Origin of the sequence: Paenibacillus sanfengchensis (genome assembly GCF_036864765.1) — a bacterium.
Lineage (GTDB): Bacteria > Bacillota > Bacilli > Paenibacillales > Paenibacillaceae > Fontibacillus > Fontibacillus sanfengchensis.
In genome coordinates, this window is record NZ_JBAGJC010000001.1 from 130,302 (window position 1) to 151,741 (window position 21,440).

22 protein-coding genes and 1 riboswitch are annotated in these 21,440 nt (G+C 52.1%); of the genes, 5 read left to right on the forward strand and 17 right to left on the reverse strand.

Features of this window, described 5'->3' with window-relative positions; genetic code table 11:
• Positions 1–96: 96 nt before the first annotated feature.
• From V4U84_RS00580 to V4U84_RS00625, 10 genes are all read right to left on the reverse strand, one after another.
• Positions 97–1,200, reverse strand: a complete 1,104-nt coding sequence (locus V4U84_RS00580; protein WP_334072852.1) for a sensor histidine kinase — start codon at positions 1,198–1,200, stop codon at positions 97–99.
• Entirely contained in the window at positions 1,197–1,874 is a 678-nt protein-coding gene (locus V4U84_RS00585) for a response regulator transcription factor (RefSeq protein ID WP_334072853.1), read from the reverse strand. The genes V4U84_RS00580 and V4U84_RS00585 overlap by 4 nt, the downstream gene beginning before the upstream one ends.
• 5 nt (positions 1,875–1,879) lie before the next feature.
• Positions 1,880–3,646, reverse strand: a complete 1,767-nt coding sequence (locus tag V4U84_RS00590; RefSeq protein ID WP_334072854.1) for an ABC transporter ATP-binding protein — start codon at positions 3,644–3,646, stop codon at positions 1,880–1,882.
• Between the two features lie 102 nt (positions 3,647–3,748).
• Complete coding sequence (locus V4U84_RS00595) at positions 3,749–4,468, reverse strand: MgtC/SapB family protein (RefSeq protein WP_334072855.1); 720 nt, start codon at positions 4,466–4,468, stop codon at positions 3,749–3,751.
• Between the two features lie 155 nt (positions 4,469–4,623).
• Complete coding sequence (locus tag V4U84_RS00600) at positions 4,624–5,652, reverse strand: potassium channel family protein (RefSeq protein ID WP_334076590.1); 1,029 nt, start codon at positions 5,650–5,652, stop codon at positions 4,624–4,626.
• A gap of 27 nt (positions 5,653–5,679) precedes the next feature.
• Positions 5,680–6,075 (reverse strand): DUF350 domain-containing protein, encoded by a 396-nt coding sequence (locus tag V4U84_RS00605; RefSeq protein ID WP_416367194.1) that lies wholly within the window; start codon positions 6,073–6,075, stop codon positions 5,680–5,682.
• Positions 6,072–6,698, reverse strand: coding sequence for a signal peptide protein (locus V4U84_RS00610; RefSeq protein WP_334072858.1), 627 nt, complete (start codon positions 6,696–6,698; stop codon positions 6,072–6,074). The genes V4U84_RS00605 and V4U84_RS00610 overlap by 4 nt, the downstream gene beginning before the upstream one ends.
• Complete coding sequence (locus V4U84_RS00615; protein WP_334072859.1) at positions 6,699–7,895, reverse strand: glutathionylspermidine synthase family protein; 1,197 nt, start codon at positions 7,893–7,895, stop codon at positions 6,699–6,701.
• Complete coding sequence (locus tag V4U84_RS00620; RefSeq protein WP_334072860.1) at positions 7,892–8,602, reverse strand: hypothetical protein; 711 nt, start codon at positions 8,600–8,602, stop codon at positions 7,892–7,894. Before V4U84_RS00620 ends, V4U84_RS00615 begins: the two co-directional genes overlap by 4 nt.
• A 23-nt stretch (positions 8,603–8,625) precedes the next feature.
• Positions 8,626–8,841 (reverse strand): hypothetical protein, encoded by a 216-nt coding sequence (locus V4U84_RS00625; protein ID WP_334072861.1) that lies wholly within the window; start codon positions 8,839–8,841, stop codon positions 8,626–8,628.
• 374 nt (positions 8,842–9,215) lie between these two features.
• On the opposite strand from V4U84_RS00625, the gene V4U84_RS00630 reads away from it, so the two are divergent.
• Positions 9,216–10,106, forward strand: a complete 891-nt coding sequence (locus tag V4U84_RS00630; RefSeq protein ID WP_334072862.1) for a putative RNA methyltransferase — start codon at positions 9,216–9,218, stop codon at positions 10,104–10,106.
• Here the strand turns inward: V4U84_RS00630 and V4U84_RS00635 are convergent.
• The 4 genes from V4U84_RS00635 to V4U84_RS00650 all read right to left on the reverse strand — a co-directional run bounded on the left by V4U84_RS00635 (position 10,084) and on the right by V4U84_RS00650 (position 14,555).
• Positions 10,084–10,584: a metal-dependent hydrolase gene (locus V4U84_RS00635; RefSeq protein ID WP_334072863.1), complete on the reverse strand. Its 501-nt coding sequence runs from the start codon at positions 10,582–10,584 to the stop codon at positions 10,084–10,086. The two genes, V4U84_RS00630 and V4U84_RS00635, sit on opposite strands and share 23 nt — an antisense overlap.
• Positions 10,585–10,726: 142 nt before the next feature.
• Entirely contained in the window at positions 10,727–11,353 is a 627-nt protein-coding gene (locus V4U84_RS00640; protein WP_334072864.1) for an FMN-dependent NADH-azoreductase, read from the reverse strand.
• A gap of 110 nt (positions 11,354–11,463) precedes the next feature.
• Positions 11,464–13,758 carry a 5-methyltetrahydropteroyltriglutamate--homocysteine S-methyltransferase gene (gene metE, locus V4U84_RS00645; RefSeq protein ID WP_334072865.1) on the reverse strand — a complete coding sequence of 765 codons (2,295 nt, stop codon included), beginning with the start codon at positions 13,756–13,758 and terminating at the stop codon, positions 11,464–11,466.
• A 152-nt stretch (positions 13,759–13,910) separates the two neighbouring features.
• A riboswitch (cobalamin riboswitch) is annotated at positions 13,911–14,109 on the reverse strand.
• Between the two features lie 83 nt (positions 14,110–14,192).
• Entirely contained in the window at positions 14,193–14,555 is a 363-nt protein-coding gene (locus tag V4U84_RS00650) for a helix-turn-helix transcriptional regulator (RefSeq protein ID WP_334072866.1), read from the reverse strand.
• Between the two features lie 305 nt (positions 14,556–14,860).
• Here V4U84_RS00650 and V4U84_RS00655 point away from each other — a divergent pair, with 305 nt between their 5' ends.
• From V4U84_RS00655 to V4U84_RS00670, 4 genes are all read left to right on the forward strand, one after another.
• Positions 14,861–15,844 (forward strand): multicopper oxidase domain-containing protein, encoded by a 984-nt coding sequence (locus tag V4U84_RS00655; RefSeq protein WP_334072867.1) that lies wholly within the window; start codon positions 14,861–14,863, stop codon positions 15,842–15,844.
• Between the two features lie 95 nt (positions 15,845–15,939).
• Entirely contained in the window at positions 15,940–16,506 is a 567-nt protein-coding gene (locus V4U84_RS00660) for a DUF2249 domain-containing protein (RefSeq protein WP_334072868.1), read from the forward strand.
• Between the two features lie 13 nt (positions 16,507–16,519).
• Positions 16,520–17,761 carry a hypothetical protein gene (locus V4U84_RS00665; protein ID WP_334072869.1) on the forward strand — a complete coding sequence of 414 codons (1,242 nt, stop codon included), beginning with the start codon at positions 16,520–16,522 and terminating at the stop codon, positions 17,759–17,761.
• An 18-nt stretch (positions 17,762–17,779) separates the two neighbouring features.
• Entirely contained in the window at positions 17,780–18,076 is a 297-nt protein-coding gene (locus V4U84_RS00670) for a metal-sulfur cluster assembly factor (RefSeq protein ID WP_416367202.1), read from the forward strand.
• A 100-nt stretch (positions 18,077–18,176) separates the two neighbouring features.
• Here V4U84_RS00670 and V4U84_RS00675 read toward each other — a convergent pair whose 3' ends face one another.
• From V4U84_RS00675 to V4U84_RS00685, 3 genes are all read right to left on the reverse strand, one after another.
• The gene (locus V4U84_RS00675; protein ID WP_334072871.1) at positions 18,177–18,545 is read right to left on the reverse strand and encodes a cupredoxin domain-containing protein; all 369 of its coding nucleotides are present in this window, start codon (positions 18,543–18,545) and stop codon (positions 18,177–18,179) included.
• Positions 18,546–18,689: 144 nt separating this feature from the next.
• On the reverse strand, positions 18,690–20,147 hold the full coding sequence (gene nagE, locus V4U84_RS00680; protein ID WP_334072872.1) for an N-acetylglucosamine-specific PTS transporter subunit IIBC: 1,458 nt from the start codon (positions 20,145–20,147) through the stop codon (positions 18,690–18,692).
• Between the two features lie 24 nt (positions 20,148–20,171).
• Entirely contained in the window at positions 20,172–20,672 is a 501-nt protein-coding gene (locus V4U84_RS00685) for a PTS sugar transporter subunit IIA (protein WP_334072873.1), read from the reverse strand.
• Positions 20,673–21,440: the final 768 nt, after the last annotated feature.

The window sequence follows — 21,440 nt, forward strand, 5'->3', positions numbered from 1 at the left end:
AAGCTAGTCTCACCTTATACATCATATCATGGCGTTTAGGCTTAAAAACCAACTAAAAGGTTAAAAAAGGATTACGAAGTGATGACGATCATGCCTTTAACCTTTTTTTGCGATCCTGGGGTCGTCTGCCCAAGTACAAGGAATTGTAACCATAAAGCTCGTCCCCTGCCCCGGAACCGATCTTACGCTAACGTCTCCCGAGTGAATATCGACAATCCGCTTGACGATCGACAAGCCCAAGCCGCTGCCTCCGTCGCTGCGGTTCCGGGAGCGGTCGGCCTTATAAAAACGTTCGAACAAATGCGGCAGATCTTTTTCGCAAATCCCGATCCCCGTGTCCGAAACGATAATCTCGGCGGCACCGTCGTTTGCCCTGGCGAGGGAAATGCTGATCCTTCCCCCGTCCGGAGTAAATTTGATGCTGTTATGCAGCAGGTTCACCCATACCTGGCCCAGCAAATCCTCAACTCCTTCGACCTCGACAGCCTCCAGCTCCAGATCGACCTGGAGCTCCTTGGCCAACCACTGCGGCTCGCTGGCCAGCACGACGGTTCGCCATTGGCGGTCCATCCTGAAGCGGGTCGTTTCAAAATCGGAACGGTCGCTCTCCAGAGAGGACAGTTTCAGGAGGTTCTCACTCATCTGCGATAACCGGCGGCTCTCCCGCTCGATGATATCGAGGTAATGATCCTTTTTGTCCGCGGTCAGAGCGGAATTCCTCAAAGCCGCAGTAAAGCCTTGAATCGAAGTCAGAGGCGACTGTATTTCATGGGATACATTGGAGATAAAATCCTGACGCATCGTCTCCATCCGGTTCAGCTCACCGGCCATTTCATTAATACTTTCCACGATTTTCTGAAATTCCGACTGCCTGGTCGGAAACTCGAGCTTGACCGAAAAGTCCCCCTTGGAAATCCGCCGCATCGCATCGATAATCGCAGCCAGCAGGGCCAGCTCCTTATGGCGGAAATACATGGCCAGGATGGACAAGAAAACGATGAAGAGCGTGACGCCCAAAATAACGTCAATCAGCTGTACAAAATAGGCCGAAGGGCTGCCCGCATACCTATAAAAAAATTTACTGATATAAGTGGCTCCCGTCCAGCAAACGGCCAGACAGACCGTGATCCCGATCAACTGCAGCGTGTTGCTGATCACTTTCCATGCAAGCTTCAGCGCATGGCGCACCCGGGGATTCAACCTCCGCTCACCTCCAGCCGGTAGCCGAGGCCGCGCACCGTCCGAATGCGAAATCCGTGTTTTTCCTCGGGAAACTTCTCGCGGAGCCGGTTAATGTGAACATCCAGCGTCCGCTCGTTTCCCTCGTAGTCATATCCCCAAATTTCCTCGATCAGTTGCTCCCTTGTCAGCGTTCTTCCCGAATTGCTGCCGAGCCGGAACAAGAGCTCGAACTCTTTCAACGGCAGATGATACGTCTCATCGGCGGTTCCCGCTTCGAATGTCCGCCGGTTCATGCGGAGATTGCCGATCCCCACCGTCTGTGACGCGATAATCTGGTACCTTTTCAGCAGCGCCCGGACCCTTACCACCAATTCCGCCGGCTGAAAAGGTTTGACCAGATAATCATCGGCCCCCAGATCGAAGCCCTTGACAATCTGGCGCGTTTCTCCTTTGGCCGTCAGCATCAGGACGGGCATCTCATATAGACGGCGCAGTTCACGGCAGAGTTCCCAGCCGTCCATATTCGGCATCATGACGTCCAGGATGGCCAGATCGGATTTGCTCTGTTCCAGCCTCCTTAAAGCGTCCATACCGTCGACGGCCTCCTCCGTTTTCATCCCCGCTTCTTCCAGAAAGACCCGCACTAGCTCGCGAATATGCGGGTCATCGTCCACGATTAGAATTTTAGCCATATGCCTCATTCCCCGGTTTCATGTTCATCTCCATGCTCTTCGGCGATTTGCAACTGCTGAGCGGCAAATTCCCGGTACATCTCATGGTTTTGCAGCAGTTCTTCATGCTTGCCGCGGCCGGTTACTCTTCCTTTGTCTATAAAAATAATCTGATTCGCTCCCACCACCGTGGAAAGTCTGTGCGCAATCACGATGGTCGTTCTGCCCGCCATCAAATTGTTAAGAGCCTGCTGGACCACGTGCTCCGAACGGCTGTCCAGGCTGGAGGTCGCCTCGTCCAGCATCAGAATTTTCGGATCCCGGAGCAGCGCGCGGGCGATCGCGATTCGTTGCCGTTGTCCGCCGGACAGCTTAACGCCCCGCTCGCCGACATCCGTATCATAGCCCTGCGGCAGCTCGGCGATAAATCCGTCGGCGTACGCCATTTTGGCCGCCTTCACCAGCTCGTCGTCGCTGACTTGCCGCTCCACCCCGTAACAGAGGTTTTCCCGAATCGTTCCCGCGATCATCGGGCTGTCCTGAGACACGTACCCGATCACCCCGCGCCAAGATTTGATCGAAAAGGCGTCAATCGGCTCATCTCCCAGCCGGATCTCTCCCGTCTGCGGGAGATAGAAGCGCTCGAGCATGGAGAACAGCGTCGTTTTCCCGCTGCCGCTCGGCCCTACGACCGCGGTAACGGTACCCGGATCCATCCGGAAGCTGACCTCCTTCAACACCGGCTCATCCGGCTTATATCCAAACGAAAGACGGTCAATCTGGACCGGAAGATGGGTAGCGGTCACTTCTTTGCCCGTGTGGAACGCCTCTTCATCGGAATCCAGCGTCTCCATAATCCGCTCGGTGGCCCCTTTCGCCTTTTGCAATTGCGTGAAAAAGGTCGACAGCTGCGTCATTGGCATGACGATTTGAATGAGATAGAGAATAAACGCCACCAGTTCTCCCGCCGTCAGCGCCCCGGAAGAAACCTGCATCCCGCCGTACCCGATGACTACCACGAGAAGCATCATCAGAACTACCGAAATAAGCGGACTGATCCAGGCCATGACCAGCCCTTCCTGAACACCGAATTTCAGCAGGTTTAAAATCCCTTTCCTGCCGGTGTCGTATTCCCTTTCTTCCGCGTTGGACGATTTCACGAGGCGAATTTCCGAAATTACCTGGCTTAAGGTGGCGGTAAACGTAGCGGTCTCATCCTGCATGCCGAGTGAAATCTTGTACATTTTCCGGCCCAGCGGGTACAGTACCAGCGCCGCCAGCGGGATCACGATAAACATAATCAGCGTCATCTTCCAGTTCAAGTACAGCAGTACGGCGATCGACCCGATCACGGAAATAATTCCGCTAAAAAAGCCGGCGACATGCTCCGAAATCAGCGATTTGATCACTCCGGTATCATTCGTCATTCGGCTGACCGATTCGCCTGTCCGGTTGTTGTCAAAAAAAGCTACCGGCAAGCGAAGCAGCTTTTTCCACAGCCGGTCCCGCAACGAAGCCACCATCTTTTGGCCGATATAGTTCAGCAGGAAGATCCCCGCACCCGATGCGACCGTCTGAGCGGCAAACGCGCCAACCAGCGCCAGGATTTGATTTCTGTCCAAGTCGGTGAGCGAAAAACCGTCCACCAAGTTTTTCGTAAACATCGGAATGACCAGACCTACCAGCGTCGAGACGACACTCAAAAAAATAGCCAAGATCATCAAGCCGACCGAAGGCTTGGTTTCGCGCATTAAACGATAAAAAGATCCTTTTTTAATTTCTCCTGTTTGCATGCTTCTTCCCCTTTCCTGTTCGGAGCTTTCGCCAGCCTCAAGCTCAGGAAAAAGAATAGCAACGCTTTTTAAACTTTAAATAAACTGAAGGCTCCGAAAGACCTAAAGATTTTCCACTTCAACGCTGACGACATGATCGATATGCCGGATAAAGCGGTACAGTTCGGTGGTGTATTCTTTCTCGGAGGCGGTGATGACCATATCCACGCGCTGGCGTCCTTCCTCAAGATCTTTGATTTTAAGGCGGCGAATCCGGTGCTGGTTCCGTTTCCGTTTGGTTTCCGCCTCCTGATCCTTCCCCCCGATTATCCGGATCAGTTCCGCCACATCGCCATGGTCTTCCATGATGACTTTAATCGAAACGTCCCGCTGATTCAGCTTATAGGGGCCGATCCACTTGATCACGGAAGGGATGAAATTGACGGACAGCATCAATAAGACGACGGCTAGAGCCGCTTCCAAATAAAACCCTGTGCCGATAGCGATCCCGATCCCGGAAGCCGCCCAGATCATGGCGGCCGAGGTCAGCCCCGAAATGCCCTCGTTACTTCGGCGGAGAATGGCGCCGGCACCCAAAAAACCGATCCCGCTGACGACCTGGGCAGCGAGACGCATCGGGTCCATATTGGGATGATCCGGCCCGGCGAATTTTTCAAAGGCTTCGATTGAGACGATCGTAACGAGGCAGCTCGCGATACAAATGACCATGCATGTTTTGATCCCCAGCGGCTTTTGTTTAAGCTGGCGGTCAATCCCGATAAACAGGCCGAACAATAGGGCCATACAGAGTTTAAAAATCATTTCGTAGTCGACTTGTTCCATAGTAGTACATCTCCTTAAGCATATAGAGTGAGTATAATTGTATTCGGTATTTAGGTGCAAATTCATTTGGCTCCCTCTACTTTTACCCAATTTGCTTCATAAATTTCAGCAAAATACCCCCGGCTTTTTGCCGGGGGTGAAGAGCACACTATTATTTATGACTTGCGCTGAGTACCCGAAATCCGGCGGTAAGTCGGTTCATCCGAAACGATATATAGCCTCGCTTCGGGAGGAATCGGCTGATCCAGTTTACGGTTGATAGCCAAATCATTGCGGTCCGCCAGTAAGGTCGCTCCCTGGCCCAGCAAGTCCAGGAAAGCATCCCTGTACGTCTTCCATTTCTCGTTCCCGGGGACTTCATAAATATCGGCGCCATGCTGGCGGCTGAGCAATTGCCTGATCACCTCCGGATTGCCTTCTTGAAGGGCCGACCTCACCGCCAAACGGGAAATCGCATCATGCGACAAGACGAATTCGTTGATCTGAACATGCCTGAAATTTTGAATATGTTTCTCTTGGGTGATTTCTACGGTGGTATGTACATGAGGGGCAATGCGCTCAATGCTGGACGCGACCAGCAAGGACTTCCCGTCAATCAACGATGCTTCCTCAATTCTCGAATCCGCAAAAATAATCGCCGCCCTGGCTTCCGCCAGATTCGCCTTACCCAGAACCTCGTCGGACGACGGGTCTCCGCTGATAAAATGAACATGATGCAGATGCTCCAAAGGGTGTCGACTGCTTTCATCTATGATGACGATATGGGCGTTTGGCGAGTAACTCATGATTTCCTCTACCGCCGATTGCGCCTTTTTGTTCCAATTAATCAGAATGATATGATGATTGCCCCGAAAGCTCAAAGTGCCGGCTCCTCTCTGCCGCTGAACCGCGCCCAGCGAATCGATAATCTTTCCGATCACCAGACTGAGCAGTCCGATTCCGAAGATATACAAAAAGATCGTAAATACCTTCCCGGGAACGGTTTCCGCAAAATAATCCCCGTACCCCACCGTAGCCATGGTCGTTAAGACCCAATATATCGCATTGAACCATGTTCCGAATGTTCCCGGCTCCAGCAGAAAGGCTACGGTAGCGCTAATTAGAACAAAGCCCAGAATTACCATCCCGAGAGATGTCTTGGGCATGCGCATCAGTTTCGTAGTTATTCGAAGAAAAAAGTGCACGTCCTGCCCCCTCCCCGGATGCTTCCGTCAGATAATGAGGCTGCTGACCGCAAACGCGGTTCCGACAAACACCAGGCAGAGCAAAATTCCTACAGCCACATTACCTTGCTGCAAGTGATCGGATATCTTGAATCCCGGCGTAGCCAGTTCGAAGATCCAATAGGCCGCAATCAGACAAACGTATCCTACGGCAAACCACATGATCATGAACCAAATGGAGGTGTTCGTATAAGCGGCGACTCCCAAAATGATCGCCGTACCCATGAATTTTCCGCCCATCGCCAGTGCGGCCGCTTTATTCCCCTTCTTCAACTCTTCCATATCTTTATATGGTGTCATCCAGCTGAAAATCAGCATGCCGAGCAATTGCAGCCCGATGATCACAACCACGCTTACGAGAATATTAACAATAATCGTCGTCACTTTGCCCACCCCCTAAATTTCGCAAAAGCCGAATCGTAATCGGCAAAATCGTGAACTTCCTCCAGAATTACCGATGCTGTTTTTGCTTTTTCCAAAGCTTTATATCTGGCGTCGTCGATCGGCTGTTTGATCCGGTTGCCCGTAGGCAGCTCCAGGACGGCAAAATTTCTGGTTTTGCCCTTGTACTCGGTCTTGTACACACCGACCAGTTTCACGTCCGTCGTGACGGATACTTTGAGCTCCGCAAGATCTTTATCGGCGGCCGCCTTATCCGGATAGGACTTGATCGTATTCCAGGCGGACAAACGGACTTCATTCTTCTGATTCTCATCCGTTGTCAGTTCGGCATCCATAAACTGCAGAATCCAGACTTTATCCCCTGTTCCGTAGTTATTGTCGTTCGGCAGCAGCTCGTTGTCGGGGAGTATTGTCATATCGCTGCCCACCAGATCTCCGACAGTCCCTTCCTGAATCCGATAATCCCAAGGGACACGGGCCTCAGTCAAAGCGGCATCGGCACCCGAATCCGTATGGAAGACGCTGGATTGCGCTCCGCAGGCGCTGAGCAGAACCAGGGACATACATCCGGCCAGGACCCATCCCAGCAAACGCTTGATTCTCATTTATTTCACTCCTATCGCAATAAAATGACTGGCATTACCCGTAATAGGACCGCCTGCACGGCCAAGCAAACCGCAAGGAGTGCCATTAATTACAAACATGCCGGTCAACAAATGCAATTCTCCTACCGCTGTCTCAATCCTGGCGAGCTCCGTCCGCTTCTGATAGACCGAAGGAAACAGCACGCTGCTGTCAAACCCTTCTTCGTCCTCAATCTCCAAATGCCCGCCTTCGTCAAACATACGTACGGAACCGCCCTCGCGCCCAAACATCGATTTGGATACGAAGTTTCCGGAGAATACCGGCTTGTTGTATGTTGGCAGCATATAAGCCTCGATGGCTTTGCGCTCGGCTTCGTCAAAGAGCAGCCCCAGCTCGTAGAGCCCCCAGACCGCGGCAAGCAAGCCCTTGGATTGGAGCAGCAAGCTGTGCGGCGGGTTAAACAAGGTCAACCGGCCCGATTCGATCGCATAGGCCATCGCTTCCCCGGCGTCGTCCACCGCCATCCATTCTTTGGGATATAAAGCGAACAGACGGTTTATTACTTTCCCGTCCTTATTCTTTAGGTAGCAGTTATCAAACCATAATTCCAGACAATCCTCACAAGTCATCGTTCTTCCGCTGTGCCGAACCAAGGCCTCGATCGTTCCGGAGTCCTCCAGGTGGCTGCCATAGTCGACGCACGCCGCGCTTTCCGGTTGCTCCACGGCCCATGCCGCCGCTACCTGGTCTTTCATTCCCGCGTTCGGAGAGGAGTGACCGGCCTGTTCCAGCACCCAAGGCGTGGCAATTGAAGCCTCCACATAGCCGGTCGGCGTATCCGCATTCAGCTCCAACAGCCGGATACTGCCATCCTGGGACACGGCAAAATCGAATCTAGCATACCTGCTGATTAATCCGGGTTCCGCAAGGAGCTCTCCGTCAAGCATCTCCCACAACAAAGGCGGGATGCCCAGGAGCTCGTAAAGATCCGGTCTGCGGTGCACATATCTGACCGTTTTATCAAGGATCATCCAGAGCATGCGGGAGGCATGCAGCAGTTCATCATAAGCGGATTGCTTCATCCATACGATCTGGTCGATCCAGTAAGCTTCGTCCTCCAAATCCGCCCAGGTAAAGCCAAGCTCGTAAAGCTGTTTCACCCGTCCGGCCCGATCGGGATCCGGCACGCCCGCTACTTCAAACACCCTGTCGGTCATCCGCCAAAAAATCCTTTGCCGGAGCTTGATCTGCTGGAGGATCCCGATATGGAGCTGCTACTGCTTGATTTCGAACTGGAAGATGAGCCGAGGCCGCTGGATTTGCCGCCGATTCCACCCGGGCTCGAAGAGGTCGAACGCCGTACGATCGATCCCTTCGTCGAGGTCGACGTTTTCGGAGGGACCACCGAACCGGCTACGGGCTTGTTCTGGAAGGTCCCGCTGGAATAAGTGCGCGGTTTGTAAGGTGTCGAAGTTCCCGCGTAATAGCCTCCATGTTTCTTGTGCCAACCGCTTGACGAGTAATTGGACCCGCTGTTAAACAGCAGGTGATAAAGGAGCATATCGTCCCAGCCGAACCCGGTTCCATATCCTCCATAATTGTTTACGATCGTTGTTCCGCCGGAACCGTTATCGCCTGTGCCCGCCTGCGTCTGCTGCTCTTCCTCCTTCTCGAACGGAATCGGAAGATTCCAGTCGACATTCTTGTCAAAGTACGCTTTGACTTCCTCGGTCGACCAGGCCACGAGCTTCGGTTCAGCGCCGCTCCCCGTTCCGGTTGCCTCAGCGGTACCCGCTGGAGCGAGAAACGCATTGGCCAAAAGCGCGATCCCAAGCGATGTCGATAAGACGCGCAGCGGTTTGCCGTCCGGCGCAAAAAGCTTCGATTCGCCGGTTTCCCCTGTCTTTTTTTTGTCTTCTGCCAAAACGAATTCCTCCTTTCAAAAGCCTACTCGTTTCGGATCGGAACCAGCAAAAGTTCCAGTTTTCCTTCATCGACATTCAGCCGTCCCTCGACGGCTTCAAACTCCCTGCCGCCAACCACGATATAATTCGCATGCTCCAAGGCGGTAATCATAACCGGAGTCCAAACTCGCTCGTCGATTTGCTGAATCTGGCCGTCAGCCATTTTCTCGAACATTTTGACACTCATGTTGTTTTCCATACACAGTTCCCCTTTCCTTTCGTTAAATTCCTTTCGTTAAACTATGTTATGTTACGAAAATCATGCCGGATGGTTTCAGGACCTGACACGATCCCCAAAACTTACATCGCGCGCTAATGGGCGAAAGCCCTTTTTCATCATAGTCAAATTGGGAGGGCTTGCCAAGGAGATTATTTCTCAGGTCCGTGATATAATTTTTGAGGAGGTTAATTTCCTCCATATGATGAAGACAAGGGGCTCTGTCATGATTATTCAATTCATTCGTTATCGTTAATGAAGGCATGGTCGAACAACTGGGTATTTTTGTAAATTGATGCCTGGTTTGTTTGTCTATGCCTTTTTCATTGGGATAAATGAATGAATGAGGTGTATACATGAGTCCATCGAATAAACTGGAGTTAGCCGCCAGACGGCTCTCCCGCCAAGTTTCGCTTTTCCGCTGCCCGTTCTGTCAGGGGCCGCTTCAAGTCGCCGGCGGAAAAAGTATGATCTGTCAACAAAGGCATACCTTTGATATATCCAAACAAGGTTATGTGAACTTTTTGCACAAACCTATAGAAAGCAAATACGGAACCGCCTTGTTCACATCGCGGACCGAGGTTTGCCGCAGCGGATGGTTTGCTCCGTTAACCGAGCGTATCTCGGCAAAACTCCTCGGGGCCCTGCCGTCCGAACGCCGGAGCCTACCGCTTCTCGACGCCGGCTGCGGGGAAGGCTCGCATTTGGCTGCCATCGCCGAGCGGATTACCGCCTTTAGCAGCCGCCAGGTTGACGGAGTCGGACTGGACATCTCCAAAGAAGGCATCGCGCTTGCCGCCAAGCGGCATAGCCGGCTTTCCTGGTTCGTGGCCGATTTAACAAAAAGCCCGCTCTCCGACCACAGCTTCGACGGAATCCTCAACATCCTCTCCCCTTCCAATTATGGGGAATTTCATCGGATTCTGTCCAAGGACGGCCTGCTGGTTAAAGTGATTCCCGGCCCCGACTATCTTCGGGAGCTCAGGGAACTTCTCCATCCGGGCAGCCGCAAGGAAACCGGCGTAGCGGCGGAAACCCGGCAACGCATGCAACACGGCTTCCGGCTGGAGGACTCCCCCCGTTTGACGTATCAACGGGAGGTTCAACAACCTCTGCTTGGACACCTGATCGCCATGACCCCGTTGTCCTGGGGCGCGGATTCCGAAGCTCGCCGAATAGCCGCCCATCTGGCTCAGCTCATGGTAACCGTCGATTTCATCCTGCTCATAGGACGGAAGCGTAGCTGAGAATCGGGTAGATCAGAACCGCCGCTCCGAGCAGCAAACGGAATACGCCTTCGGCGAAAGATCCCGTCTCAATCGCCAGGAATTTGGGCACAAGCCGAAATTTCCGGTGCCAAGGCCATAATAGCGCCACGCCCTGGTCATTGAACATGTCGATCAAAGTGTGGGAAGCATAAGCAAGAATAAGAGTCCAGAAAAATAACGCAGGCAAAGCGGACAAAAGGCTGCCCAGCGCCAAAATGAACAGAAGCGAGTGCGTCAGCGTCCTGTGTTTGATCTTCGTCAATTGAAGAATCCAGGACAAAGGCAGCAGCAGCTTGGCCATCGTCGATCCTTTCTTGTCGATATCGGCCAGCGGTCCGGCAAGACAGCCGATCGTCAGCGCCGCCGCGCTCTCCCAGCTCAACAGCGGCTGATGATAATAGACCAGCACACCTTCGGCGGCGAGCAGACCGGCAAGACTATGGGTTTTTTGCAGCATACAACAAGTTCCTCCAAGCTTATCCATGATTGTAAAACGGATTATACCAAACATATGATCGCATTGTCTCGTCCAAATTTAAAAAAGGCCTATCCGCCGAGATCAAAATCTCGGTCGGACAGGCCTTTTCAATGTATAGAAATTAGAATTTGGCAGCCAGATCAGCCGCACGTTTCACGCCGTCCTGAATAATGGACTCCGCGCGATCCGGGAATTGATTATGCCCTTCCACAATCACGGTTTCCGGGTTTTGAATGCCCCAGAAGCCCAGCGTGGTCAGCATGTACTTCATCGACATTTCGGCGGCCGCCGCCGGACCTTCGGAATAAACGCCGCCGCGCGCCTGCAGCAGGGCAACCTTCTTGTCGCCAATCAGGCCAACCGGCCCTTGCTCCGTGTATTTAAACGTTTTGCCCGCTTGATTCAAATAGAACAGGTAGGTCAGTAGTTGCGCCGGAATCGTAAAGTTCCACAGCGGGAAAGCGAAAACGACTTTATCGGCGTTCAAAAACTGATCCAGGTATGTGTTTGCCAGATCGGCCGCTTTTTGCTCTTCCGGCGTAACCGACAACCCTTTGCCCAGCTTGAACAGTCCGTTCAGCATATCGTTATCGTAGTAAGGGAGCTCGGCTTCGAACAGATTCAGCTCGGTGATCAGATCATCGGGATGAGTTTCTCTGTACGTTTTCAGGAAGCTTTCATACAGCTTGACCGTTGCCGATTGCTCGACCGGGCGGTTATTGGCTTTAATAAACAAAACATGTGACATAGCGGTTTTCCTCCAAAAAGTTTATTTTAGCTAACTAATATTCTCGTACTATATTTAGTATAGTAACAAAGGAATATCCACTATGTCAAATGTTGTTTGCCAAACCCTATTTATTTGGCGGAAACGGACGAACCGATCGCTTCCCGGCTGCGCTTGGCGGCCGAAACCATATTTTTTAGAGCGGCGACGGTTTCTTCCCGCCCGCGGGTTTTCAGTCCGCAGTCCGGATTGATCCAGAACAGCTCCGGATCGAGGACTTGCAGCGCCCTGCGGACCATCGCCATCATTTCCTCTTCGGCAGGCACCCGCGGACTGTGGATATCATACACGCCGAGCCCGATGCCGAGCGGATACGTATTCTCCTCGAAGCTCTGGATCAGCTCCCCGTGGCTGCGTGACGTCTCGATCGAGATCACGTCGGCATCCAGATCCCGAATCGCATCGATCATGTCGTGGAACTCGCAATAACACATATGCGTATGAATTTGCGTAGTGTCACGGACCGAGGATGTCGTGATTTTGAAGGCCTTGACCGCCCAATCGATATAGGCCTCACGGTCAGCCGGCTTTAGCGGGAACCCTTCCCGCAGCGCAGGCTCGTCAACCTGAATCATCGTTATGCCCGCTTCTTCCAACGCCTCTACTTCTTTACGCAGCGCCAAGGCGATTTGGTAGGTTACAGTCTCCCGCGGCAAGTCGCTGCGGACAAACGACCAATTTAATACCGTCACCGGACCCGTCAACATGCCTTTGACCGGTTTCTTCGTCAAGGACTGGGCAAAAGCCGTCTCCTTCACCGTCATCGGGCGATCGAATTCCACGTCGCCATAAATGAGCGGAGGCTTCACGCAGCGGGTGCCGTACGATTGGACCCATCCTCCTTTGGTGAACGCAAAGCCAGGCAGCTTTTCCCCGAAAAACTCAACCATATCCGTCCGCTCAAATTCGCCGTGAACCAGCACGTCCAGGCCGATTTCCTCCTGGATGTCGATCCAGGTGCGGATCTCTTCGCGAATGAATTCGTCATACCGTTCGGCCGTCCATTCGCCTTTGCGCCATTTTTGACGGGCCGCACGAACTTCGGCGGTTTGCGGAAAGCTTCCGATCGTCGTTGTCGGAAGAAGCGGCAGGTTCCACACGCGCTGCTGCTCCCCCCGACGTACCTCAAACGGACTAATCCGTTCGGAAGGCTGCTCCGCGATGCTTCGAACCGCCTCCTGGACGTTTTTGCGGCTGCGCGACGGGTCCGCGTTCAAGCGTTCCAGGGCCTGACGGCTTTCCGCCAGCAGGGCCGGGGTTTCGCCTTGCAGCGCCTGATGCAACGCCGCGACTTCATCCAGCTTCTCTTCCGCGAAGGCCAGGGCATCCTTGAGCACCTCCGGCAATCCCTCCTCTCCCTGGGCCGAAACCGGCACATGCAGCAGGCTGCAGGAAGGCTGGACAATCAGATCGGAATCCGCAGACAGCAGCCCCGCAATCTCGCCGATGAAATCCTGGACCGCGGGCAGATCGGACCGCCAAATGTTGCGGCCGTCCACCACTCCCGCAGCCAACGTCTTGCCGGCCGGGAAACCGTGTTGCCGAAGGGCTTGCAAGTTGCCTTCCCGCCCATGCACGAAATCCAGGCCAATCCCGCGAACCGGCAGTGCAATAATCTCCTCGTACCGTTCGACGGCATCGAAATACGTTTGCAGCAAGATCCCGGCTTGCGGCAGCTCTGCCGAAATCGCACTATAGATTTCCTGAAGCAGCGCCAAATCCTCATCCGATACGAAAGTAACGAGCGCCGGTTCATCGACTTGAATCCATGCCGCACCTTCCTGGTCCAGTTCGCGCAAAACGGTGACGTACAAAGGCAAAAGCTTTTGGCTCCATTCCCGAAGACTTCCGGACGCGCCTTTGGACAGCTTCAGAAAAGAATATAATCCGAGAACGACCGGCTTGCCGGCGATTCCCAGCTTCTCTTTGGCTTCACGGTAGGCTTGGAGCGGGAGATTCGCCGTAAGCTCCGGCTCCCTGTTTCCCAGCTCGGGGACGATGTAATGGTAGTTCGTGTTAAACCATTTGGTCATTTCGCTGGCAGCAGCGGTTTTGCTGCCTCTGGCCACCGCGTAGTATGTTTCGAGCGGAACAGGTCCGCCGCTGTATTCAAAGCGTTCGGGCACAAGTCCGAACATTACGGCCGTATCCAAAACCTGATCATAGTAGGAAAAATCCCCCACCGGAATCCAATCGATCCCTTTCCCCTTTTGCAATTTCCAATGTTCGCTGCGAATTTCGGCTAACTGGCGGTGAAGCTCCGCCTCCTCCAATTTTCCGCTCCAGTACGCTTCGATCGCTTTTTTCCATTCCCGCTGTTTGCCGATTCTGGGGAAACCCAAATTTCCGCTCGATATTTTACCCATAATTATAAGCCTCCTCAACATATGTCTTTCGAAAATAGCAATAAATGCGGCAAGAAATCAAAAAGGCCCTCTTTAGGCAATGCTAAAGAAGACCTTCGTATAATTGTCCGATGGATCGAATCTCTAACACCTCCCTATCTCCCGTAGGTACAGCAGTGTTGCCGGAAAAGGCAGGTCTCCTGGCTTCGGAGTCATCGCCGATCACGCTGCCTTCCCAGTGTCTTTCGACATCAGTGGCCATTTCTCGCATGACGGCTCCTCCGTTACAGTGGCGGGACCGCGCCGGCGTTTCACCGGACTTCCCTTTTAAGCTTCAGCCGCGGCTGAAGCACCTCTTCCCACATTATGCAGTTTTAAGTATGAACTCAATACTAACGGATGTCGCCGGATAATTCAACAGTAATCTTATCGGGATCTACTAGTTTCAACTAAAATTAATTAAAGTTATCCGCTACCGCTTTGTTCAGCATGCCGATGCAGCGGTCAAGATCCGCTTTGACCTGCTTTTTGTAGAGTTTGGCTTTTTCCGCTCCATCGTCGGTAAAATGGTACAGCACGATCTCTTGAAAATCGACGCTGGGGTCATTGCCTTTCAAATGCTTGGTCCTGTATAGAATCCCTTCCTGCACCAGTTCGTGGAGGGCCCGGTAGATTTCGCTCTGCGGCGGTACGTAGCCGAACGGCTTGAACTCTTCTTTCAATTCCTCCAGCATTTGATAGCCGTAACCCCTGCGCTGTTCCACTTTCGTGATCAGAAATAGCTTCAGATAAGCCCGCTGCGCAAGCATAAATGCCATAGCCGTCCCCCCTGTTTCTTATAGATCAATATAACTGAAGTCTAAAATTTGTACAACCGGACCATCTTCCCCTGTTTTACTGGATTGGTAAAAGAACAAGATACGGTGGTCTTAACTTAAAATTGTGAGGATCTGGGTACGCGCAAAATGCTTTTTCTATTGTGAATTTTTCATATATTGAAATTGCATAATTAAGGTTTTGGTCGTAGCCAAATGAACTATTTTTACTTATGTGATTTATATCACAATTGAGTGTTCAATTCCCTTGTACCCTTGACTTATCGGATAAGAGGAGGAATCGATCCATGAAGTTTCTAAAGCCCGCTTTTTTCGTCCTGGCCAGTCTCCTCGTGCTGTTGACCGTTTGGTTTTCGGGTTCCGCTCAGCCCGTTCGAGAGGCCGAACCCGCCCAGGAAGCAAAGACTCTCGATCAGCCTCCGGTCGAGCCGGTGGTCCGCCGCGACGGTCAGGTCGTTCATATCGAACTCACCGCCCAAGTATCGAATGTGGAGATTTCCGAAGGCGTCGAATATAACGCCTGGACCTTCAACGGCACTGTTCCGGGTCCCGTCCTCCGGGTCAAAGAGGGGGATATGCTGCAGTTCACTTTGTCGAATTTGGACCCCAATATGCCCCACTCGATGGATTTTCACGCGGTGCATGCGGCTCCCAGCAAGAAATTTATCGATGTGATGCCGAATGAAAAGGGCAGCTTCACCTATACTGCGGCGACGCCGGGGGTGTTTATGTACCACTGCGGCACAAGCCCCGTTCTGATGCACGTCGCTAACGGAATGCATGGCCTTATCATCGTGGAGCCGAAAAACGGTTATGCGACGGATTCGCTGATCGATAAGGAATATACGCTCGTCCAAAGCGAATGGTACAGGGAGCATGACGAAGAGGCTTTTCTGCATGAGGAACCGGAATATGTGGTGTTCAACGGAGATGATTTTTCCTTGAAAAATCATCCGCTGCTGGCCAAGGTCGGCGACCGGGTCCGACTGTACGTCTCCAACTCCGGACCGAACGAGGTTTCCTCGTTTCATGTCGTCGGCGCCACGTTTGATATTGTCTATATGAACGGGCACCCCAAGAACGGGATGTATGGCCTGCAAACGGTGCTCATTCCCGCGGGCGGCTCGGCGGTCGTCGAGTTTACCGTGGAGGAGGAAGGCGATTACCCCATTTTAAGCCATCAATTGAAGCATGCCTCCAAAGGCGCAACCGCGATCTTGCGGGTAACCGCGGACGGCAAAGATACGAACGAACCCGCCATGGCGCATTAGTCCGCAAAAATCAACGATTTTAATTCAAAACCAATGTGATAGAAATCACAAGGTTATCCTGCCGGACTTTTATAATGAGATCGAGGTGAATTGATATGAACCGAAATGAAGCTAAAGTAGTTGAACTGGATGTAAGGGAGCAGCTGCGAAACAAGCTGGAGCCGTTCCAAATCATCATGGATACCGTTAAAACGCTGGGACAGGACGATATTCTCGTTCTGCATGCCACTTTTAAACCCACTCCCCTTCTGGGGCTGCTCAAAATGAAAGGCTTTGTCGGCAAATCCGAACAGCAGGAAGACAAAGATCACTGGATTACTACGTTTGTCAGCAAAAAAAATAAGGATTGGCTGGATGCGCCGAAGCCCGGAGCGGCGCAGACGCCAGCCGCAGCCTCCTGTCCGGCGGATTTGCCGACGGATGAGCCGGATGACCAGGCCAAGCGCAAAACGATAGAGCTGGACAATCGCGGCCTGGAGCCGCCGCAACCGATGGTCCGCACCCTGGCCGCCTTGGGCAAATGCCGCCCGGGGGACGAGGTCCATATTCATAATGACCGGGTGCCCGTATTCTTGATCGAGGAACTGAACACATTAGGCTGCACCTTTACGGTGGAAGAACAGACGGACGGAACCGCCAAAGTGTATATCATCAAGGCGTAAGGAGGCAAGTACCATGTCGAGCGTATCCCGTCTTCCCTTCCTCTTCATCGCAACCGCCATCTTCGGGTTCATCCTTTTTCATGCTACGTCCCTCTTGTCACTGACCGGCTGGCTGGGAGACGGAATACGCGGACCGGCCGGATGGTTTCAAACGCATATTTTTGTTCTCGGTTGGGCCACCATGCTTGCCATGGGGGCGGTATACCAGCTGATCCATGTCATTCTGCAATCGATCGTTTTTAGCGAACGTCTGGGTTACCTGCACTTTCTGTTCTTTACGGTAGGTTTGTTCGGACTGCTGTTCGGTTTTATTCAGGGCGATATTTTATGGATCGCCGGCTTTGCCACCCTGGCCTTTACCGGAATCCTGATGTTTTCCGTAAATCTGGCAGTTACGCTGCTTAGGGCCGGCAAGTGGAACTCCATCACGCTCAGCACCGCTTGTGCAGTATTTTATCTGCTGCTCACCGGACTGACCGGCATGCTCATGGGAATCGATTTCGGCACAGGCTGGTTGGGAGACGCTCACGAGAACCTGTTTCACGCCCATATTTGGCTGGGAACGCTGGGCTGGTTCGGATCATTGATTACCGGGTTCAGCTATAAATTGCTGCCGATGTTTTACCTGTCGCATGATTACAAAACCCGGCTTCAATACATCACCTTCACGGTTTGGAATGCGGGCGTTCTGTCCGGTACCGTTCTATTTTTGACGGGAGCCGATTCTCTGGTGGCCCGCATTTCGCTGCCGCTGGTCGTAGCCGCATTGTTGATCTATAACGTCCATCTTTGGCAAATTCGCAGTAAAAGACATAAGCGCAGCCCGGGGGTCGGCATCGCCTGGTCCGTCCATGGCAATCAAATCTTTGCCCTATTTGCCCTGGCGTTGATGATTAAACTGTTCTTTGCGCCCGAACAAATGTTAGCCGAAAAGACGATACTGATCATCGGATGGACCTATTTAAGCGGCTGGGTTTCGTTTATGGTGCTCTGCTATGCTTCAAAAATCGTTCCTTTCCTTTGGTGGACGCATAAATACGGGAAAATGGTCGGCAAGCCCGGCACACCGGTGATGGCCGATCTGCTGGATGAACGAAAAGCCGGCATTGGACTGGCTTGCATCGCCGCAACCACCCTGGCCGTCATGGCGGGCCTGGCTTTGGAAAGCCAGCCGGTCGTGATGATTGCCGGCATGCTGTTCTCGCTCGTCTCCATAGGTTATATTTCGCTTGTCGGGCTCGTTTTCTCACGATAATTAAGGAGGTTATTCATGATGAACCGAATCGATCAAATCCGCGCGTGGCTGTCCGACGTCGTTGACCCCGAACTGGGCGTCAATATCGTGGACCTTGGCCTGGTTTATGATATCCGGGAGGAGCCGGACCGTATTTACGTACAGATGACCCTGACCACCCCCGGCTGCCCGATGCACGACACCATGATCGAAGGCGTCAGACAAACCCTGATGGCACAGGGGATCTCCGACGTCGAAATCGACCTCGTCTGGGAGCCCCGCTGGTCTCCCCTTATGATGTCCGATCAAGCCAAAAGAGAGCTGGGACATTTCTAACGATGCAAACCAACGACGCAAACCAAAAAGCGTGGGTTGCAAGGATTCTTCCTTAGCGACCCGCGCTTTTTTATTAAACCGTACTATTGGCGGCCAATGATTATTGCACAATCAATTTACCGACCATTTCTTTATGATTCTTTCCGCAGGAAATATTGCAGGCATACTCAAATGTTCCGGCGCGATCCGCCACAAACGTAATCGTTTTGTTGCCTCGGACCTCCTTGTTATAGCCTTTGATTTTCAGCGAATGCATGCCTTGCATATTCTTGAGGGTGATCTTCACGGTGTCCCCTTGTTTGACCTTGATCTCTTGAATGTCATAACCGCTACTTTGGGCCTGAACGGTAAATTCCTTGACCGGTCCGCTTCCCTTCACGTCCGCCGCCGGATCACCGATTTTGCCGCAAGCCGGCAACACCATTAGCGCGATAAGCCAAATATATAATACGTATTTGATTTTATTCATATATTCCCTCCCGGTTCTGGCCTGGGCTGATTTAATGATCCTCATTGACCTGATTTTAGTGTAAATCCAATAGGCCGGGAGAAAGGTGATTCCCCTCACAACATGAAAAAGCGGGAAGATTGATCCTCTCCCCGCTTTTTCATGTTAAAGCATTTTTTTGATTTCGTCTTTGATCGCTTCGGACTGCGGTCCGAAGACCACCTGGACCGCTCCCTTACCGAGTCTCATAACCCCGGAGGCGCCCAGCTGTTTCAATGCGGCATCGTTGACCGCCTTGTCGTCCTTCACCACCAACCGCAGACGGGTAATGCACGCATCTACGGATTCAATATTGGAGGGCCCGCCGATCTGCGTCAAAATTTTAGCGGCGCGGCTGTCCCCGGTTGCTGATGTTGTTGTATTTTGCTCCATTTCCGATTCCAAAGCTTCGTCCTCCCGGCCTGGTGTTTTCAAATCCATTTTAACAATGAATAACCTGAAAAGTACATAGTACAAGAGGGCAAAACCCAGACCTACCGGAATCAACAACAGCGGCTTGGTCGAAATCTGGTAGTTGATCGCGTAGTCGATAAACCCGGCCGAGAAGCCAAAACCGAGCTTCATCCCGAGCGCGTAGGTCACGTAGGCGGCAAGCCCCGAAAGCACCACATGCACCCCGTACAGGACAGGGGCTACGAACATAAACGCGAATTCGAGCGGTTCCGTGATCCCCGTGAGGAACGAAGCAAAGGCTGTGCCGATAAAAATCGAGGCCACGGTTTTGCGTTTTTCCGGTTTAGCGGTATGGATGATGGCAAAGGCGGCCGCCGGAAGACCGAACATCATGACGGGGAAGAATCCGGTCATAAACATTCCGGCGGTTTTATCTCCCGCAAAGAAGCGGGTCAGGTCGCCGTGTACCACTTCTCCGGCCGCGTTCGTGAAATCGCCGATTTGAAACCAGACAATCGAGTTGATAATGTGATGTAAACCGAAAGGAACAATCAGGCGATTGGCGACAATATGAACCGCCGAGCCGATCCCCCCGAGTCCGGTCACCCAATTGCCGAAGACGTCGAGCGCACTTTGAATCGGCCCCCATATCAGACCGCAAATCAAGCCGACCACAACCATGGTCAGCGCGGTAATCATAGGCACAAACCGTTTTCCGCCAAAGAAGCCGAGCCAATCCGGCAGCTTGATATTATGATACTTTTTGTAAAGATAAGCGGCGATGCAGCCGACCAATATTCCCCCAAGCACCCCCATATTCAGTTTCGTATCGGGGGAAGCCATGAGTTTCGGAAAAATGCCCGGAACTCTCTCCAGAACATTCAGCAAAATTAGTTGACCGATCACGGCCGAAAGCGCCGCAACCGCGTCGCCCGCCAAGCCTATCGCTACTCCTACGGCAAAAATTAAAGGCAAGTTATCAAAGATGGTTCCTCCGCCGGCTGCCAGAAATGGGGCAATGTAGGTGTTTATAAATCCTCCTACCCCTTCCCCCATATGAAAGTCTTTAATGTAATCGATACTCCCGAATCGAAGCAATATAGCCGCCGCCGGCAAGGTGGCGACGGGCAGCATTAATGACTTCCCTATCTTTTGGAGAAAAGCCAGCATAAAGCAATCATCCTTCCCTTTATTTTAGGATTTCAAAACTGCCTTCAGCACGAGGTCTCTGCCTGCCGTCACAGGTCCGGTGACCATTTCCAAACCGTTTGTCGTCTCCCCGGCGTTCGTCACGATAATCGGTGAAATCACAGGAAAGCCGGCTCCTCTAATGGTGTCGAGTTCAAATTCGATCAGGACGTCACCGGCTTTCACGCGATCCCCCACAGAAACATGAGATTTAAATCCCACTCCTTTCAAAGAAACCGTATTAATGCCAAGGTGGAACAGAAATTGCAGGCCCGCTTCGTTTTCGAGCATGACGGCATGGCTCGTTTTAATCACATGCGCCACTTTCCCGTCAAACGGTGCGATGAGCACCCCTTCCGTTGGTACGATAGCTATTCCCTGGCCCATATGCCCTCCGGCAAAGGCCTCATCCGGAACCTCGGTCAAGGGAACGGCCCGGCCCGTCAACGGTGCAAATACCTCAACCGTCTTGCTCTCAGCAGTTTTTTTTCTCCATTTTGCGAACATATGAAATCTCTCCTATCCCAAACGGTTCAAGAAGGCGGTTCCCGCTCCATCTCCGTAAGCTTGATCCCGATTCACACATGACATGAATTAGTATTATGCCCGGCGGTTTCCGGTATGCATTGGCGGAGGCAATAAAAAAGGCCAAGAAAAGAAACCTGAGAAAATCAGGTTATCCTCTCTTGGCTTATGCCCATTAAATCTTAACGGTAACACGCCGTATGAAATCGGTTTTATGATTTTGTTTAAATCTTAGATCATGGGAGCGCATCTCGTCAACCGTTTTTTTGAAAGCGCTGTCCATAGGTTCGACGGCATTGAACCTACTTAAAAAATTGCTGTACTACTGGTTTTTTCAATAGCTTATCGACTTTTCAATGAATTATGATTCCACCCCTTACTGGTCCATTATATTATTAATCCTATATAGGTTGAACTATTGATTTGCATATTAGACAGCGGTGTAAAGAGCTCTCTTCAAACTCTTGACCTGCAACTAATGGTTTGGTTCGAATTAAAGGGAATTCTTACCGTTAATTTGGTACATATGCGGCTGCAGAGGCGAGTTAGCCGGAAAACCTCCCGCTAATTCGCCTGAAATTGTGTATATCAGCAATAGGCCCGCGAAATAGATGGAGCTTTTCCAGCTAAATCCGGTTGAGGAGCTAAGAGCGGTACATTAACGGGAAATTTTCCCGTTAATGATGTAGACTCCGACGATGGGACTTTATATCTACAAATGTGGATGTTGGCAACGTATATCCGAAACCC

Coding starts and splice junctions, on each gene's coding strand:
- V4U84_RS00630 (WP_334072862.1), top strand. CDS start 9,216: ATGAGTCCATCGAATAAACTGGAGTTAGCCGCCAGACGGCTCTCCCGC.
- V4U84_RS00625 (WP_334072861.1), bottom strand. CDS start 8,841: ATGGAAAACAACATGAGTGTCAAAATGTTCGAGAAAATGGCTGACGGC.
- V4U84_RS00650 (WP_334072866.1), bottom strand. CDS start 14,555: ATGGCATTTATGCTTGCGCAGCGGGCTTATCTGAAGCTATTTCTGATC.
- V4U84_RS00665 (WP_334072869.1), top strand. CDS start 16,520: ATGTCGAGCGTATCCCGTCTTCCCTTCCTCTTCATCGCAACCGCCATC.
- nagE (WP_334072872.1), bottom strand. CDS start 20,147: ATGCTGGCTTTTCTCCAAAAGATAGGGAAGTCATTAATGCTGCCCGTC.
- V4U84_RS00585 (WP_334072853.1), bottom strand. CDS start 1,874: ATGGCTAAAATTCTAATCGTGGACGATGACCCGCATATTCGCGAGCTA.
- V4U84_RS00660 (WP_334072868.1), top strand. CDS start 15,940: ATGAACCGAAATGAAGCTAAAGTAGTTGAACTGGATGTAAGGGAGCAG.
- V4U84_RS00590 (WP_334072854.1), bottom strand. CDS start 3,646: ATGCAAACAGGAGAAATTAAAAAAGGATCTTTTTATCGTTTAATGCGC.
- V4U84_RS00595 (WP_334072855.1), bottom strand. CDS start 4,468: ATGGAACAAGTCGACTACGAAATGATTTTTAAACTCTGTATGGCCCTA.
- V4U84_RS00675 (WP_334072871.1), bottom strand. CDS start 18,545: ATGAATAAAATCAAATACGTATTATATATTTGGCTTATCGCGCTAATG.
- V4U84_RS00615 (WP_334072859.1), bottom strand. CDS start 7,895: ATGACCGACAGGGTGTTTGAAGTAGCGGGCGTGCCGGATCCCGATCGG.
- V4U84_RS00640 (WP_334072864.1), bottom strand. CDS start 11,353: ATGTCACATGTTTTGTTTATTAAAGCCAATAACCGCCCGGTCGAGCAA.
- V4U84_RS00635 (WP_334072863.1), bottom strand. CDS start 10,584: ATGCTGCAAAAAACCCATAGTCTTGCCGGTCTGCTCGCCGCCGAAGGT.
- V4U84_RS00685 (WP_334072873.1), bottom strand. CDS start 20,672: ATGTTCGCAAAATGGAGAAAAAAAACTGCTGAGAGCAAGACGGTTGAG.
- V4U84_RS00610 (WP_334072858.1), bottom strand. CDS start 6,698: ATGAGAATCAAGCGTTTGCTGGGATGGGTCCTGGCCGGATGTATGTCC.
- V4U84_RS00670 (WP_416367202.1), top strand. CDS start 17,780: ATGAACCGAATCGATCAAATCCGCGCGTGGCTGTCCGACGTCGTTGAC.
- V4U84_RS00655 (WP_334072867.1), top strand. CDS start 14,861: ATGAAGTTTCTAAAGCCCGCTTTTTTCGTCCTGGCCAGTCTCCTCGTG.
- metE (WP_334072865.1), bottom strand. CDS start 13,758: ATGGGTAAAATATCGAGCGGAAATTTGGGTTTCCCCAGAATCGGCAAA.